Genomic DNA, 15,985 nt, shown 5'->3' with positions numbered 1-15,985 from the left:
AAGAATCCTTATATTTCAAAAGAGAGCTTTTACTCACGTATACAAGAGACATAGAACAATTTTGCCACGTTACTACGCAAAAATCGTATCTCGATTCGGTTTTTCTAAGAGTGATTTCGCAAAATATGAGTTTTTCTTGACAATTTTTTGACTATGAATACCCTAAGCGCGACTGGAATCTTTAGCTGCCTTTTCCCGGGTCAGTTGAGAACTTTTGAACAATAGAGCAACCAGGAAAGGTCCTTTCTCTCTCCCATACACCGATGATGGATTGGTCTCGCCTTAGCTTCTATTCGGTTTTAGAAGCCAGTAATTTTTTGTAAGGACCCTTTCTCATGAACATTTATATAGGCAACCTCGCCTATCAGGCAACCGAAGACGATCTCCGTAAAGCTTTCGAGTCTTTTGGAGAAGTAACCTCTGTACGCATCATCACCGATAAACTTTCCGGCAAATCCCGGGGATTAGCATTTGTGGAAATGGCGAACAAAGACGAAGGAACCGCTGCAATTGACGGCTTAAACGGAACACAAATCCGTGGAAGAGAAATCAAAGTCAACGAAGCGCTTCCTAAAAAACCTTTCCCGGAAAAATCCAGATCCAGATATTGATCTTTGACAAGGGAGAAAGGCATCCGCTTTTCTCCCTTGACAGAACTTCTTCGACTCTGTAGCGTTCGCTATTGTGTTTGAGCTTGCGCTTCTTCCTTTTCCCTCCTCCTTCTATTTTCCCCAATGGTTGATTTCTCTCTTTTACGGATTCGGACTTTTCGGTACGGCTTTGGGTTGTCTGATGTTTTTCGGTCAGATCGTTCTTCCGAATAAAAACCGACTCAATTATCTTCTGGGAGCTTTATTTCTCGGGATGTCCGTCCTCCAAGGAAGTTCCATCGCGATCCTTTCCTCTTCCGATCCTTCCTTTGTCTGGTTGATTCTGCTTCATATTCCCGCGTTGTACGGTGTCGGCCCTGTTTTATACGGAATTTATAAATCCAGCACGGGAGAATCCTTCCTCGATTCGATACAAGACCTGTTGCTTCATTCCGTCTTTCCCGTGTCAGGAGTTCTTCTTTACTTTGTCGTTCTTTTCGGGATGGAGAATCTTTCCGAAACCATCCGCAGATCGTTTACGGAAGCGGTATTTCCCGGCCGGTTGGATTGGATTCTTTTGCCCGCGGTGATCGGAATCGGCTTTTACGTTTTTCTCGTTCTCAAAAGTTCCCGAGATCTTTGGAGATGGGAGATTTGGAAATCGGAACCGACTGCGAGAATTCTTTCCTTTTTGGTGGTCATGTCTTTGTTTCATCTAACGCTGGGGGCGCTCTTTTTCATTACCAAAACGCCGGACTTTCTCGTATTCACGTCGGGGGGAATGGGCATCGCTCTGTGCGCGGCTTATGTGATCGGACATCGATATCCCGGCTTCTTTCAAAAGTTGCAGGAAGTCACACAAGCCACGCGGGAAAAATACGCGCGTTCTCTTTTGGTGGGAATCGATCGCGCGATCTTAAGAGAGAATCTGCTTCATCTCATGGAAAAGGATTTTCTCTATCGGGAAGAGGATCTCGGACTCGGGGATCTTGCGGACGAACTCGCGCTTTCCACGCACCAGGTTTCCGAATTCTTAAACCAAGAATTAGGAAAGAATTTTTCCGTCTTTGTCAACGACTACCGAGTCTCCGAAGCCTGCCGACTTTTGACCGCCGAACCGGACAAAAGCATTTTGGACATCGCGTATTCCGTCGGCTTTCGGACCAAGTCTTCGTTCAACCGCGTCTTTCAAAAACATACCGGTTTGACTCCGAGCGAATATCGATCGCAAAGCGCGGCGCAATTTATCGATTCGGTCGAAACGCACCGTCGGAATCGATAGAATAGGACGACCGAATCCGAAAAAGAGCCTATCATTCGGTCATCCTAAGAATTGAAAAGGAGTCACAATGAGCACTCTGACATTGGCGAAAAACGAAATTCTTCCCGAAAGAAAACCCAAAAAATGGCAAACCCTCGCAACACGAGAGCGAAACGTAAAGATCATGCGTTGGATCCGATTTAGAGAACGCAATCTTCGTAAAAAGTTTTCCGTCTTAAATCATCAGAACTTTTTAGGCGCGACGATCACGTTCTGTTCGGCCGCGATGATGATAGCAACCGCCGGACTTTATATCGCGGACGTAATCCCTGCGTGGCTTGCAATCGTTGCGAACGCGATCTTCGCTTCCCTTTTGCACGAGATCGAACACGATACGATCCACAATCTGTATTTCAAAGACAACGAAAGAATGCAGGATCTTCTTTTTTGGACCGTCTGGATTTTCCGGGGAAACACGGTCAGTCCTTGGTACCGCAGAATGATTCACACTCTGCATCACAAAGTTTCCGGTCATAAGGACGATATAGAAGAAAGACTGATCGGCAACGGGATGAAGGCCGGAATCGTTCGCTTCTTTGCGATGATCGACGGAAACGTTTCCGCCATTCTTAATTTTAGAAAGCTCGTCAAAGACGCGCCGAAGTTCAAACGAAACGAAATCGTTCGCGAAAGCTGGCCTTGGCTCGTAGTCTATTACACTCTTTGGTACAACTTTCTCGGGCTGAATCTGTTCCATTACGGAAATCTGTTTCTTGGTTCTCCGATCGAACTCACTTTTTCCGAACTTCCGGAATCGGTACGTGCGTTTTTAAACACGGCCGCGGTCGTGTATCTAATTCCGAATTGGATCCGTCAATCGAGCATCCAGATCGTTTCGTCCAACATGCACTACTACGGAGACGTGAAAGGAATTCACGAACAAACGCAGGTGTTGAACTCTTGGTTGCTTGCGCCTCTTCATCTTTTCTGTTTCAACTTCGGAAGCACGCACGGAATCCATCACTTCGTCGTCAATCAACCGTTTTATATCCGTCAGATGGTGGCGCCCTTCGTTCATCCCGCGATGAAACGATACGGAATTCGTTTTAACGATTTTGAAAGTATGTTGCGCGCCAACCGCTACAACCCGGCCGAGTCGCAAGTCGCCTGATTTTTTTGAGGCTGTCTTCTCTTTCTTTTTCATTTCGAAGAAGAGAAGACAGTTTACAGTTTCGTAAAAAATTCCTTTCAAAAGAGTTCGGGACGGTTTTGTTCCAATCCGCGGAGTTTCCCTTTTTCGAGTTTTGCTCCTCGTAAAAAATCCGATTTTGTTTTCCAAGAACGGGGTTTATCGTCTTTTGGTTGGAGAGAAGCCTCATGTCCTCCGATTCGAAAACCAAGATATTCCTTGAATTCCAGTTCGCGATGATCCTCATCAGCGGAAATATTCTTTTTGCCAAACTCATCGACGAAAGCGTTTGGATGATCACCTTCGGAAGAACCGTGTTCGCAAGCGCCGGTTTGTATCTCTTTTTAAAATGGAGGGACAAACCCCTTTTTTTTCCGAGCGCGATCGAAAACAAAGCGGCCTTGGGTGGAGGAATCCTTCTTGCGATTCACTGGGTTCTATTCTTCGCTTCCGCAAGGCTCGCTTCTCCCGCGATCGCGGTTCTTACGCTCTTTACACATCCGGTCATCACCGTTTTTATCGAACCTCTTTATTATCCCGTAAAACCGAAAGGCAGAGACGTTCTTCTTGCTCTTTTGGTTTTACTAGGAGTCGGAATTCTCATCCCCGAACTCAAATCCGGAAACGATCTTCACTGGGGAATCATCGCCGGTCTTATATCCGCGCTTTCGTTTTCGTTCCGCAATTTATTGACAAAAAAGTTTTTATCGCATCACGGAAGCGCACAGGTGATGTGTCTTCAATCCTTTGCCGCGGTTTTCGTTTTGGCTCCGGTTTGTTATTTCGAAACGATTCCCACTTCGTTACGATCCCTCGGTCTGATCTTTTTACTCGGAAGTTTTTTTACCGCGTTCGCTCATACGCTTTACGTTAAATCGATGTTTCAGCTCAAACTCAAAACGGCGGGAATTCTTTCCAGCATTCAACCGGTCTATTCGATCCTTCTCGCGTGGCTTCTCTTGGGAGATATTCCCGGTTATCGAGAGATGATCGGCGGAGCCTTGATCCTCGTCGCGGGAACCTTGGAGACGATTCGTTTCGGAAAGGAAGAATAACGTATGAAATTGGATTTAGCCCTTATCGATTCGAGCGCTCCGTTTTTCGTAAAGGCTCCGGGAAAATCCCAGAATTGGTCCAAGGCTCCGATTGCGCTTCTTGAAAAGAATCGGAAATTCAAAAAGAAAACTCATAAAAAGATACGGGAGAATTTCGATTCGTATGTGAAACGCGTGCGCTCCTTCGGCTACAACGCGATCACGATCGACGAACTTTCCTACCTCGCGGACTTTCCCTTTTATCCCGAACTTCTTCGAAATAAAATCCGATCTTATCAAAAATCCTATCAAAAACTTTTTCGAACCGCAAAGAAGAACGGCCTGAAGGTTTTTCTCACGAGCGACTTTTTGTTTTTCAATTCATATCTCGAAGATCAAACCAAGGGAGAATTCGATTCCGTCGCGGAACTTTTTGTTTCCTGTCTGGAACGTCTCTTTTCCGAGTTCGAAACCGTGGACGGAATCGTATTGAGGATCGGAGAATCGGACGGAGTCGACGTGGATGGGGATTTTAAAAGCAGACTTTTGCTCAAAACCCCCGAGGACGCGAACCGGTTATTGAGAATAATTCTTCCGATCTTCAAAAAACATTCTAAAACTCTAATATTTAGAACCTGGACGATCGGAGCGTATCCGATCGGGGATCTGATCTGGAATCCGGTGACCTATAAAACGGTATTCGACGGAATTCCCGCGGAAAATCTGATCGTATCTATGAAATACGGAGAAGGCGATTTTTTCCGTTATCTTTCGATCAATTCCCTCTTTTTCGAGGATTCGCTTCCCAAACTCGTAGAATTTCAAGCGCGGCGCGAGTACGAAGGTTTCGGCGAAGTTCCTTCCTTTGTCGGATGGCAATATCTTTCCTACAAAAAAGAACTCGAAAAAGCCAAGAACCTCGTCGGCTTCAGCGTTTGGTGTCAAACGGGAGGATGGTCCTCGTTTCGGAATATTACGTTTTTAAAGAATACTTCTTATTGGAACGAACTCAACACGTTCGTCTGCGCGGGTCTTTTCCGCAAAAATTGGGGAGTGAAAAAAAGTCTCCGTAAGTTCTACGGAAAAAAGAATCTCAAAGAGTTCGTTCGGTTTCTGCGTCTTTCCGATACGGTGATCCTGAACCTTTTGTACGATCCCGAATTCAGCCCGCTTCCGCTTTATATCCATCGGGTTCGGATTCCTCCGCTGCTGCACATAACTTGGGATCGGGTAACGGTCAGCGATCATTTCCGAATTCTATATTCCGCTTTTTGCAAGAACCCGGAGGAATCGGTCCGGAAGGGATACGGGGCGATCGAAAGCCTCAAAGAGATGGGAAGAATCGCGAAACGAATCGGACTTCCCTACGATTTTCGGTTTCACTACGAGACCTTTCAGTTATTCGCCTTTTGCAGAGAGCTGATTTATCTTCCCGATCCGGAACGGGAACAATATCTTTTGGAAGAAACGATTCATCTGTGGAAATTATATTCCGAAAATTATCCCGATGCCTATCGGTTTCGGATTCTCCCTCGAAAAAGAATCCCGGGACTTATGTCCGAAGCGTTGCTAAAGATGTTCGTCCGAAAGAGAAAGAACACAAGACTTCTGGATCGGATTTTGTTTCATCCGCTTATGCGACGTTTTTATCTTTTCTTATACCAACGAATCCGTGCAAAACTTCCTTCGTTTATCAATCAGCAGGCTATGCCCGTCTCCGAGCTCCTAAAATAGAATAGAGTTTGACAGATTCCGCCGCGATAAATAAAATTTTGACCTATGAGTGTAAGTGAAAACGGTTTTATTTCGTATTCAAAAAATATGATTCTCTTGAGATCTTTGCAATCCTTCTCCGTAGGGAACTTTGACTCTAAAACTCTCTGTTTGGGAGTTATGTTCCTTATCACCACCGTACATTGTTCTTACGGGGACAAAAAGATGGCGCCTAACGAATCGGCAAGCGGCGCAGGACGTTCCGCATACTACGAGGACGAAAGACCGAGCGAAGAAGACCAACCCTCTTCTGCATCCAACCGATCCGTAACTCCCGAAAACGAACCGCCTTCTCCCACAAGAGGTTGCATCCAAGGGGATTGTACGAACGGAACCGGAACCTACGTCTACGACAACGACGACGAATACCGCGGTTCGTTCACAAACGATCTAAGAAACGGTTCGGGAAGAATCAAATATAAAAACGGAGACCGTTTTGACGGGACGTTCAAGGACGACGTGAAGGACGGAAAAGGCACTTATATCTTTAAAAACGGAGCGATGTTGGAGGGCAATTTCCAAGCGGGAAAGATGATCGGTCCGGGCAAGGTGCGCTTCCCCGATACGAGCATCTATGAGGGAGAATTTCAGGACGAAAAGAATTCTTCCGAGGGGATCTTATATTCGGCTTTCGATCATTCCCGAAAACACTGTAGAATCGAAAATAAGGTCGTTCTCTGCGGCGGTCCCGTTGCGGAATCGAGCGATATCAAACCTCTGCACTAAAAGCACGGATTTCAACGTTCCAAAAGAATTCGATTTTTTGAACGTTCCATCCGAAAGCGCACACAAGATTCGTTCTTCGTGTGCGCTTTTGTTTTTCCGATCAGTCTTCCGTCGATCCTCCGGTTCCGATCCGTTTTTGATAGAGTCGAATCCGATCTTCGTCCATGCCGACTAACGTATGAGTAATCCTCATCTCTTTGCCGAGGGTTTCTCCTCCGGTCCGTAATTCGACGACGCGATACCAAATCTCTTTCGCGGGAACGTAGAATGCGTGGTTCACGCACAAACATTTGAACTTAAACCCGAGGGAAGCTTCCGCGGGAACCATCGAATGCGGGGCCGCAAAAAAATAAAAATCCCGATCGGACGTATTCTTTACGACCAATACGAAACGTTTTTTCGAACCGGGTTTTAGATAGAGATCGTTCCCGGAAATCTTTTCGGAGACGGGAGCCTCCGATAAGGTTTTCACGCTGCCCGTGGCCCAGAGATCCACGGGTCTTTGCGAAGCTCCTTCATACAGTTCCATTTCCAACGGAAAACTTTTTTTCTCCCAGAGAATTTGAACTTGGATCTGACGCTGAGGATCGGAAGCGAGATTCTCCGCTTGTGTCGCATCGGAACCGTCCTTTTTGCAAGTCATACAAACAATCAGCAAAAGAAGAATCGCGATTTTACCGAGCCTCGACTTCCGCCGGTTTTTAATCGCGTTGTTCCCGACCGAACACGTGCAAGGAACGAGTTTCAAAAAATTCGTTTTCCAAGGATACAAAGTAGATTTCATTTTTTGAATATTCTTATTCCAGAGACATTTCCAATGTCTTAAAGTCGAGCTTTCTGCTCGGGCTGGTGTTTTGAACATACACGTTTCCGTTCAACTTTTTGATCGTCACGAAATCCTGGAAGATGATCTCCTTTTTATCGGGATCTTTGTCCGCCATATTGCAGTCCCTTCCGCAACCGTTGCAGTCCATATCCCCGTGTTCTTCCACGTAAGAAGATGAGTATTTTCGCATATACCCGAATACTCTCAGTTTAAGCGAATCCACGGAGGATTCTTTGACTTCGTAGTTGCCGATCGCGTAGAACTTGCTCGTTTTATGAAGCGTTCCCGAACCTCCGTCGCTTAAGTCGCGCGTGTCCCCTTCCATAAAAAACGAACCGTCCGAACGCATCCGGAGAGACCAATTCGATTCCACTCGTTGTTGATCGGATTCTTCCGTCGTTGTAGGCGCGGTTTCGGAAGAAGCGATGGATTCCGTGCTTTGGATTTCGGCGGGCAATTCGCTGACTTCCATTCCTCTCAAACCGTGATTTAAAATTCCGTCCAGATCGGGCGGAGTGAATTGAAGGTGATTGGATCTCGCGATGCTCTGCGATCTGTGGATCGGATTGATGAGAACCCAATTCTTATCCAACCCGAAACGGATTTCGCTTAACACAAAACCCTTATACATCTTTCCCGCGTAGATATCGTCCACGGTAAGACGAAGCGAAGTTCCCTCGAACGTTTTATCGAGAGCGATCTCTTGCGGACCGAGAACGTCCTGCAATTGAATCCTTTGGGAATACCCGTTGGCACCCGTAAGAGTCGCCGTCTTCAGCCTTCCGTTGGAATAACAGTGTTGATCCGATCTCTGATATCCGTTCCAGATTTTGATCGTATCGAACTTTTGCGATTCCTTGAATTTAAAATCCAAAGTCACACCCTTCCCTTTTTTATCCGAAGCCCAAGCGTATTCGTAACGGGAGTCGAAAAGATTCATCACATCGTACGACTGAGCGGGGTTTGCGGTTTCGGAGGCGACCGCCGAACCTTCCACGATCTTCGGAAGTTTTAAGGAGAATTGTTTTTCCTTTTCGTCGTAGAAACGGATTTCACCGATACAAAGTTCCTTGTTCTTACGAAAGTTGATCGTAACCGAACGGGCAAAGACCGCGTTCTCAAAACGAACCAGCGCCTTTTTACCTGCCAGCTCGGCTGCGGCGCTCAGTTCGTCGAAGTTGATGTACGCCGTAACCGCATCGGTGAATTCTCCCTTGCAGGAATCGACTTCCACCCTTCTCAGTTGAAACCCTTCGTCCGGATAAAAATGAAGTTTTACGAATTCGGCTCCGTCTTCCGGTTTCCAACTTCCACCGCCTAACGCCGCGAAGGCGAGCTTATCGCTCAAGGAAGTCGAAGTCGCCATGGAAACGCTGAGCTCCTTTTTGCAATCCGCGATTCCTAAGGCGAACAAAAGGACGGACAAAAGCGCAGCCGCTCTACGGCTCAGGATTCGGCGTTTCGACAAGGATTTACGAAATGGGAATTTACTGTTTAACAAAGAAATACGATGGGACCAACGTTGGATACGGTTCATTGAGGAATTCTCCAGGAAAGAATTTTCACGATTCTTCCTATGAATCGATCTCTGTCAAATGCAAAGAGCAGGAAACGGATCGGGTTTATCCCTCCCAGGAAGTTTTGATGGGAACGGGAAATTCTTGACGTTCCATGCGGTTTCTTTTGGTTGGCTCGATTGACAATGAGAATTTTTTTGTTATCAATCTACACAAACGGAGAGAAAATCATGAAACTAAAATCCGCGGTTCACGGGCCTGCGTATTGAATCAGCGTCTCGAAAAGGATCGTGGAGCCGAGTTTTAGATTTTCCAGACTGATGTTCTCGTCTTTCCCGTGCAGACTTTCCGTATCTTTTGCGGAAAGAATCGCGGGATTTAAACCGTAACATTTGATCCCGATTCTGCGAAAGCGCGCGTTATCCGTTTTTCCCGCGGACATAAACGGAGCGGCCACGCTTCCCGGAACTTTCGACGTGGATACGTTCGCAAGAATCTGAAACAGATCGTCGTCCAGAGGGGAATCGTCCGGTCCGATCTCGTCGAAAACCTCGACCGCAATTTTAAATTTGTTCGCGATGGCTCGAATCCTTTCGATGTATTCCTTCGAATCGACTCCGGGAAGAATGCGAACGTCCAGTTTTCCGAACGCATCTCCCGAAAGAACGTTGTATCCTTCTCCTTCGAGAGTTTGAATTCCCGTGATCGCTTTCGTATTTCGAGTCATCGCGGAAAGATGTTTGTTCTTTTTTAAAGTGCCCGTAAGCAACGGTTTGATCAAAGGATTGGAAGCGTTCTTTAAAAAGAAGGAAGTGGGAAAAGAAGCGACCGATCCGAGTTGATAAAAATAAGCCTTCGTTTCATCCGTGATGTGAATTCCCGAATCGAAGGAAAGAATCTCTTCGTAAAACCGGATCAAATTCAAGGTCGCATATTCCGCGTTAGGCGCGCTTCCGTGTCCGCTTTCTCCTTTGGCTTTGAGTTTCAGCCAGATGTTTCCCTTTTCGGCGTATTGAATGTTGAAAATCGTGGCTCCTTGAATTCCCACGTCTTTGGTCGCGACACCGCCTTCGTTTAACATCGTATCGAAACCGCGAAATACGTCGGGATGATTCTCCGCCATATAACGCGCTCCTAAAAAGCTCCCGCTCTCTTCGTCCGCAAGCGCCAAAAACATCACCTTTCGATTGAGTTCGATCTTGGATCGTTTCAATTCCAAAAACGCCATCAACTGCATCACGGCGAGCCCCTTCATATCCAAGGCTCCTCTTCCGTATATTTTTCCGTCCACGATGTTGCCGCTGAACGGAGGCACGGTCCATTCGTTGGAATCCGCTTCCACAACGTCCATATGATTTCCCAAAATGATTCCCTTCAAAGAACTCGGCTTCGAAGGTTCCAGCACCGCAACCAAGTTCGCGCGTTGGCGATTTTCCTTGGACGCATAAATCTTAGAAGCGATTCCTTCCTTTTGAAGAAGTTTCTGAATGTATAAAACGGCTTCGAGTTCGTTGGAACGTTCTGTGCGAATTCGAATCAGATCCTGAAGAATTTTTACGGCTTCCCGATTTCGTTCTTCCCAATCGACTGTTTGCGGCATCGGCTTGAGAGAAATCGTTCGAATCGGGGAAGTAGAAATACATCCGCTCAAACACGAAATACAAAGCGCAAGAAGAACTAAAATATTTACCATAAATCCAAACAAGAAGCGCTTATTCTTGGAAAGAAACAAGTAACTTTTTTCATCTCGTTTACTTCGATGCGCGCGTCTCGAATTTCCGGAGGATTTTTATCCGACAAAAACAAGATTCGTTGACGAAAAAAAGAATTCCCGTTACAAAGTTCGGATTCAAGAGGCACTATGGCATTTCGTAGAACGATCGGAGCGAGCGCATCCGAAGACAGACTGGAAAAGTTGATTCAGGATCGATTGAAACCCGGAGCGGATAAAACGAAAATCGATCAAAGGATCTGGGATCTTTTCGGAGAGGATTGGTGCGTGATGTTTACGGACCTTTCCGGTTTTTCCAGAGGAGTCGAAAAGTTCGGAATCATCCACTTCCTGCAAACGATTCACGAATCGGAACGAATTCTTATCCCGATCATAGAAGATCACGACGGAATCCTTTTGAAATCGGAAGGAGACAGTTTCTTGGTCATCTTTCGAAACGTGGGCAAAGGGATCGAATCTGCGATCAAGATGCAGCAGGAACTCGTAACGTACAACCAAGACAAAATTCCCGAAGAAAAAATCCTTCTCTGCGTAGGACTCGGGTACGGTAAAGTGTTGAAGATCGGAGATTCGGACGTGTTCGGTTCCGAAGTCAACACCGCGAGCAAACTCGGAGAAGACACCGCAGAAGCGGGCGAAATTCTCGTCACCCATTCCGTTTTCGAACAAGTCGTGGTCAAAGACCTTCGTTTCGAGGAATTAAAAGAAGCGCCCGCCGGAACTCAGAAAGCATACAAACTCCTCTACTGATCCATTCTAATATTAGAATATTCTAAATCAGATCGAAAAACGAGTCACCGATCCCATAGGGCAAATCACCCTATGGGTCCGGGATGTTCCGCAAAGATTTCGGAAGATTCTTTCCTTGACCGGCCGGACAATGAAGGATTCAATCAAGGGGGTGTTTCCCAAAGCGCAATCATTCAAGACGGGATTCTTCCTTCTTTTTTTGTTTTCGACGTTTGGAACCTGTAAAGCGAAGACCGACGGCGAATTGCAGATTCTTCTTCAATCCGCTTCCCTCCTAGGCGAAACAAAATGCAGCTGCGAAAAGATTGAACGAAAAGAAGGGATCGATTCCGAAGAACTCGCGATCTGTCTTCGTCTTTTGGAAGAAACCCAAAGAAAATACGGGGTCTATGTTCGGAAATTTCCGGAAACCGCGAAACAAAGCGAACTCGTCGTCCAAAAATCCTATGCCAAAAATTGCCTGCGCTAAGTCCTTAGAACGAATTCCCGCGCAAGAAATTCAGAAACGTTCGTTTAATCATTCGTATACGGGTTCCGCGATTTCATGAAACAATCCATTCACACACAAGGCCCCTTCCCCGACCTTTCGGGTTCGTATCAAATCACCATTACGGAAACTTCGGTTCTCGCGGTTTCCGCGACGATTCGCATCGAACAGGAAGAGGATTTGATCCGGGTCAGCTTAGAATATAAAAATCCGAACAAGGCAGATTCTCCGCCGAAACGTTTACAGGGAAGAATCACCGAGCGAAACAGACATCACGTGATCGTTCGGTTTGAAAACGGAACCTGGGAACGTTATGTGTTTCATGAGGGAAGGTTTTCGGGACACGAGTTTCTGTTTTAAAAGCGAAACTATCCCCGGTTTTTCAAAAGCACCAAGGTCATATCGTCGCTCTGAATCTCTTCGAACGTTGTGACCGTGGAAAATATCTCCGTTCCGAGCTGCCGCAACGGAAGTTTCGCGTTGGATTCCAACAACTTCATCAATCGTTCCTCTCCGAACAAATCCTCGTTTTGATTTCGGGCTTCCGTGATTCCGTCCGTATATAAAAGTACGATGTCTCCCGGAGACATGGGAATCCTGTGATCCTCCAGGACTTCTCCCAGATCGTCCACGATTCCGAGCCAAGATCCGTTGGTCGGTACGACTTCGACCTTCTTCTCCTGTGCGCGGTAAATCATCAGATCCAGATGTTTTCCGGCCACGAGAAGATGATCGTCCTCCAATCGAAAGAGCATCATCGTCATATATCGATCCGTTCCGAGACGCGCGATGTTTTCCTTGATAACTCGGTTGGTTTCGATTAACACTTCGGAAGGGCTGAGCATCGCGTGCTGCTGAACGATCGCCTGAATCGCGGTCTGCGCCATCATCATAATAAGACCCGATTCCACTCCGTGACCCGAAACGTCTCCGATGCCGACCCACTTTTTGCCGTTAGGCGCATCGATGATGTCGTAATAATCTCCTCCCACCGAATCGGTGGGAACCATCAATGCCGCCACTTCGTAACGTCCTATGTTCGTTCTCCTCGGAAGAAGCGCGGTTTGGATCATCTTTGCGAGTTGCATTTCTCCCCAAAGAGCGTCGCGGGCCCGCAGCAAATCCGCACGGGACTTGTCCAGATTCTGATTCGCTCCAACCAATTCGGCTCGCAATAGATATTCGGAACGAACCAGTTTAAACCGAACCCAGGAGATCGCGGCGGTGATGATGATCGTGGAACCCAAAAAGAAAAGATTGTTCACGAGAATTCTCGGATCGAACGGTTGATCCTCCCAGGCGTTGAATCCGAGATAAATCGACAACGTTAAAAATCCGTTGACTACGGAGTGAATCGGTCTCCAAGAAAGAAGAATATTCACCGCCATCAACACGAGCATCAACCCGGCGTAATAACTCGAATTGAATCCTCCCAAGTCCACCGTCATGAGAACGATCATCAGACTTACGATGGATGATATGATATAACCGTGTACCGGATACGAACGATTCGGATGCGTAAAACGGATGAGAAGATATTCTATGATGACTAAAACAGTCGTCGCTCCACGATAGATCGCAAACCGCAGATGCAAATGCGGTGGCTGAGTGTAATAGTCCAATAAAAGAAAGAAAGGAATCAGAACGATACAGAGCATGGTAAGAACCTGCATCCATTCTCGCACGATACCCTGAAGGTATATTTCGAAATCATGATTTACTTTCGAATCGACGATACTGTGTTCTTTTGCTCTAAACGTCATTTCTCTTGACCGTTTTAACCGTTCGATACGCGTATTTCGAGAAACATCTGGCAGCCGGTCTCCTCGAAAAAAATACGACTGTGTCCCGGAAGATTCGAAGCAAGTTCGAGCATCTCTTCCTCCGTTCTGTGATACAAAACCCAATCCAACCAATACTCCATAAACGCCTTATTCGGATTGCTGACGTGAAAATTTCCAACGACCAGCTTTCCACCCGGCCGCAACATTTCGAAGAGCCGAGCCAGTACGGCCCTTGCCACGGGCGGAGTCAGATAGTCGAAGAGCCCCATCGAATAGATAAAATCGAATCTTCCCCAGGCTCCGGGAAGATCCCGAATGCGAAGCATGGATCGAACCGAATCGTTGACGTATTTTACGTGAATGGAAATTCCCTTTTCCAATTCGAGCTGATTGACGGTGTTCATCGCGACTCGAAGCGCTTCCATATCCTGATCGAGAAGAGTAAAATGAATCTTCTTATTGGTCTCTATATCGCTGAAAGCGTCTCCGATTTCCTCGGCGGGACCGCACGCAACGGACATCGCCCTAAAATCGGAACTGTTGTGATTTTCCACCGCCGCTCGTATTTGATCGGCAATCATCCTGCGTCGATTGCGAACCGCGTTTGCGGCGGGAATTTGAATCGGATAACTGTGAAGCAAACGCGCGAACAACGTTTTTCCGATGATATCGTTTTCGTAGATCATTCTCATCATCTCATAGTCGCCCGCGTAACCTCTCGGTTTTAAATTGGTTCGGAGCATAAACGCGGAATGAAGAATGAAATCCCAAACCTGTTTTCTAAAAAAGAATCCGTGGGCTTCGTTTTCGTCCTTAGAGAAATCCTTCGTGTGTTCTTCAAGTTCGAGAACCTTCGATTCGAAGAATTCCATAAACGTCTGGCCTTCCCTTTCGACGATCATCTGATGAAGATGATCCTGAACCGGACCCGGTTCCTTTAAAAATTTACGATCCAATTCGTCGAAGAATTGTTTATATACGTTCAGCTCGAAGGTAAGATTGGAACTGTATTCCTTAAAGTGCTGCGTTACTTTTTCTTTTTGATTGAGAATGAGCTGAAGATTAAAAAGCCCCGTATCGTAAACCGTGAATCTTTTTTTGCCGATCAGATCGGACACGTCGATCGTGTCGTCGAGAAGAAGGACGATGTATTGAGGAGTGGATGCGTCCTTGACCGGAATCATTCTGCATCGGCCCAATTCGATTTTTTTTCCGTCCAACTCGATAACGAATCCGTCCGCGTTGAACGGTACGAAATAGGAAGGCGGTTGGGGAAGACGTATCTGAAACGAATAACGCGTATGACCGCATATTTCCACGCCGATGGCGCTTCCATTCGTCCGCAGTTCCCCCGAGATTGTATGTTCCACAATCATAAACTCATTGCCCTACTACTTGAATCCTTCCGTCCTTAGTCTCGAAAATTCGAAGAGCCGAAAAACTCAGATCCTGCCATTTTTTGGCTTTGTTGTAGATGAGTTTCACCTTACCGGTTCCCTTCTTGACCGTCTCCAGAGTTTTGATCACCGGAGTGATCGTGGAAGAATTCATATATTCCAATTGTCTAAAGTCCCAGATGACGGCCTTATTCTGCATCGCTCCTCGTTTCATGACATCGGCCAACGTCGGTATGATGAATTGACTCGGGTTTCTCTGAACGCTTTTGCCGAGCCAACGAATTTCGATCTCGTCCCCGTCAACAACCTCTAACTGAAGCTGGTCTTCCGAAAAAATCTGATTGTTTAAGCTCATGTCAAACCACCTGTTCCCTGTCCAATTTCGGTTGTAGCGCCGAGACATAGAGGATATCGTCTTCGTTCACGTAAAAATCCAGAATGGCTTCTCCCTCGTATGCGATTCGGATCAACCCGAGACCGCTTTCGTTGTCCTCCAAAGGTTGTCCCGCTACGAGTTTTAACCTTTCCAAATAAGCTTGAAACGGAGATTGATAACTTCGGATCCATTGAATGATGGAATCAAGTCGTCTTAAATTTTCGACAATTCCCGCGGATGGAAGAGGACTCCAAGCCTGAACGAGCATTCCGTCTTTGCCGGATTCGAGTTTGAACGTGAACTCCTGCGTTTCGCTCGTAAAGTGTCCGTATTTGATCGCGTTTTCGAGAATCTCCGATGCGATCATACAAAGGGCGTCTCTCGTCTCATCGGACGAACCCAACTCTTCTAAAAAGCTGCGGCAGCTTTCCCGAGCCCTTTCGATTTCCGCCCAAACCGGGCGAAGTTTCATTTCAAGCAATTTGCCTTCGTTATTTTTTTGACTATTTTCCATCCGAGCCTCCGGGCTTTTTACGGCCGCAC

At 46.6% G+C, this 15,985-nt stretch carries 16 protein-coding genes; 9 read left to right on the top strand and 7 right to left on the bottom strand.

Translation table 11 applies throughout. The features are described from left to right. Nucleotides 1-335: 335 nt before the first annotated feature. The 6 genes from LFX17_RS07840 (at nt 336) to LFX17_RS07815 (ending at nt 6,573) form a co-directional block, all read left to right on the top strand. Nucleotides 336-611: an RNA recognition motif domain-containing protein gene (locus LFX17_RS07840; protein WP_118956799.1), complete on the top strand. Its 276-nt coding sequence runs from the start codon at nt 336-338 to the stop codon at nt 609-611. 127 nt (nt 612-738) lie between these two features. Then, entirely contained in the window at nt 739-1,872 is a 1,134-nt protein-coding gene (locus tag LFX17_RS07835) for a helix-turn-helix domain-containing protein (RefSeq protein ID WP_238745961.1), read from the top strand. A gap of 67 nt (nt 1,873-1,939) precedes the next feature. Continuing rightward, nucleotides 1,940-3,022, top strand: coding sequence for a fatty acid desaturase (locus LFX17_RS07830; RefSeq protein WP_238745960.1), 1,083 nt, complete (start codon nt 1,940-1,942; stop codon nt 3,020-3,022). Nucleotides 3,023-3,228: 206 nt separating this feature from the next. Next, a complete protein-coding gene (locus LFX17_RS07825; RefSeq protein ID WP_238729770.1) occupies nt 3,229-4,095 on the top strand; it encodes a DMT family transporter in 867 nt (288 codons plus the stop codon). A gap of 3 nt (nt 4,096-4,098) precedes the next feature. Further along, nucleotides 4,099-5,808, top strand: coding sequence for a glycosyl hydrolase family 67 (locus LFX17_RS07820; RefSeq protein WP_238745959.1), 1,710 nt, complete (start codon nt 4,099-4,101; stop codon nt 5,806-5,808). 45 nt (nt 5,809-5,853) lie between these two features. After that, complete coding sequence (locus LFX17_RS07815) at nt 5,854-6,573, top strand: MORN repeat-containing protein (protein WP_238729768.1); 720 nt, start codon at nt 5,854-5,856, stop codon at nt 6,571-6,573. Nucleotides 6,574-6,673: 100 nt separating this feature from the next. Here LFX17_RS07815 and lsa20 read toward each other — a convergent pair whose 3' ends face one another. From lsa20 to LFX17_RS07800, 3 genes are all read right to left on the bottom strand, one after another. Next, the gene (gene lsa20 / locus LFX17_RS07810) at nt 6,674-7,357 is read right to left on the bottom strand and encodes an LIC11469 family lipoprotein adhesin Lsa20 (protein WP_406600667.1); all 684 of its coding nucleotides are present in this window, start codon (nt 7,355-7,357) and stop codon (nt 6,674-6,676) included. A gap of 13 nt (nt 7,358-7,370) precedes the next feature. Next, complete coding sequence (locus tag LFX17_RS07805) at nt 7,371-8,936, bottom strand: NADase-type glycan-binding domain-containing protein (protein WP_238745958.1); 1,566 nt, start codon at nt 8,934-8,936, stop codon at nt 7,371-7,373. A 230-nt stretch (nt 8,937-9,166) separates the two neighbouring features. Continuing rightward, on the bottom strand, nt 9,167-10,609 hold the full coding sequence (locus tag LFX17_RS07800; RefSeq protein WP_238745957.1) for a M20/M25/M40 family metallo-hydrolase: 1,443 nt from the start codon (nt 10,607-10,609) through the stop codon (nt 9,167-9,169). Between the two features lie 168 nt (nt 10,610-10,777). On the opposite strand from LFX17_RS07800, the gene LFX17_RS07795 reads away from it, so the two are divergent. The 3 genes from LFX17_RS07795 to LFX17_RS07785 all read left to right on the top strand — a co-directional run bounded on the left by LFX17_RS07795 (nt 10,778) and on the right by LFX17_RS07785 (nt 12,245). Further along, nucleotides 10,778-11,398 (top strand): adenylate/guanylate cyclase domain-containing protein, encoded by a 621-nt coding sequence (locus LFX17_RS07795; protein ID WP_238745954.1) that lies wholly within the window; start codon nt 10,778-10,780, stop codon nt 11,396-11,398. A gap of 130 nt (nt 11,399-11,528) precedes the next feature. Next, nucleotides 11,529-11,867 (top strand): hypothetical protein, encoded by a 339-nt coding sequence (locus LFX17_RS07790; RefSeq protein ID WP_238745952.1) that lies wholly within the window; start codon nt 11,529-11,531, stop codon nt 11,865-11,867. A gap of 75 nt (nt 11,868-11,942) precedes the next feature. Then, nucleotides 11,943-12,245, top strand: a complete 303-nt coding sequence (locus tag LFX17_RS07785) for a hypothetical protein (protein WP_238729763.1) — start codon at nt 11,943-11,945, stop codon at nt 12,243-12,245. Nucleotides 12,246-12,253: 8 nt separating this feature from the next. On the opposite strand, the gene LFX17_RS07780 is transcribed toward LFX17_RS07785, so the two are convergent. From LFX17_RS07780 to LFX17_RS07765, 4 genes are read right to left on the bottom strand one after another with little or no spacing between them, the layout of a single operon-like run. Beyond that, nucleotides 12,254-13,648 (bottom strand): PP2C family protein-serine/threonine phosphatase, encoded by a 1,395-nt coding sequence (locus tag LFX17_RS07780; protein ID WP_238729762.1) that lies wholly within the window; start codon nt 13,646-13,648, stop codon nt 12,254-12,256. 14 nt (nt 13,649-13,662) lie between these two features. Beyond that, complete coding sequence (locus LFX17_RS07775) at nt 13,663-15,045, bottom strand: class I SAM-dependent methyltransferase (RefSeq protein WP_238729761.1); 1,383 nt, start codon at nt 15,043-15,045, stop codon at nt 13,663-13,665. A 4-nt stretch (nt 15,046-15,049) separates the two neighbouring features. Continuing rightward, nucleotides 15,050-15,421, bottom strand: coding sequence for a hypothetical protein (locus LFX17_RS07770; protein WP_238729760.1), 372 nt, complete (start codon nt 15,419-15,421; stop codon nt 15,050-15,052). A 1-nt stretch (nt 15,422) separates the two neighbouring features. Beyond that, nucleotides 15,423-15,956, bottom strand: coding sequence for an ATP-binding protein (locus LFX17_RS07765; RefSeq protein ID WP_238729759.1), 534 nt, complete (start codon nt 15,954-15,956; stop codon nt 15,423-15,425). Nucleotides 15,957-15,985: the final 29 nt, after the last annotated feature.

It is taken from the genome of Leptospira sanjuanensis, from assembly GCF_022267375.1.
GTDB classification, from domain to species: domain Bacteria; phylum Spirochaetota; class Leptospiria; order Leptospirales; family Leptospiraceae; genus Leptospira; species Leptospira sanjuanensis.
The sequence above is the reverse complement of the archived record's forward strand: the minus strand, read 5'-3'. Positions and strand labels throughout refer to the sequence as shown.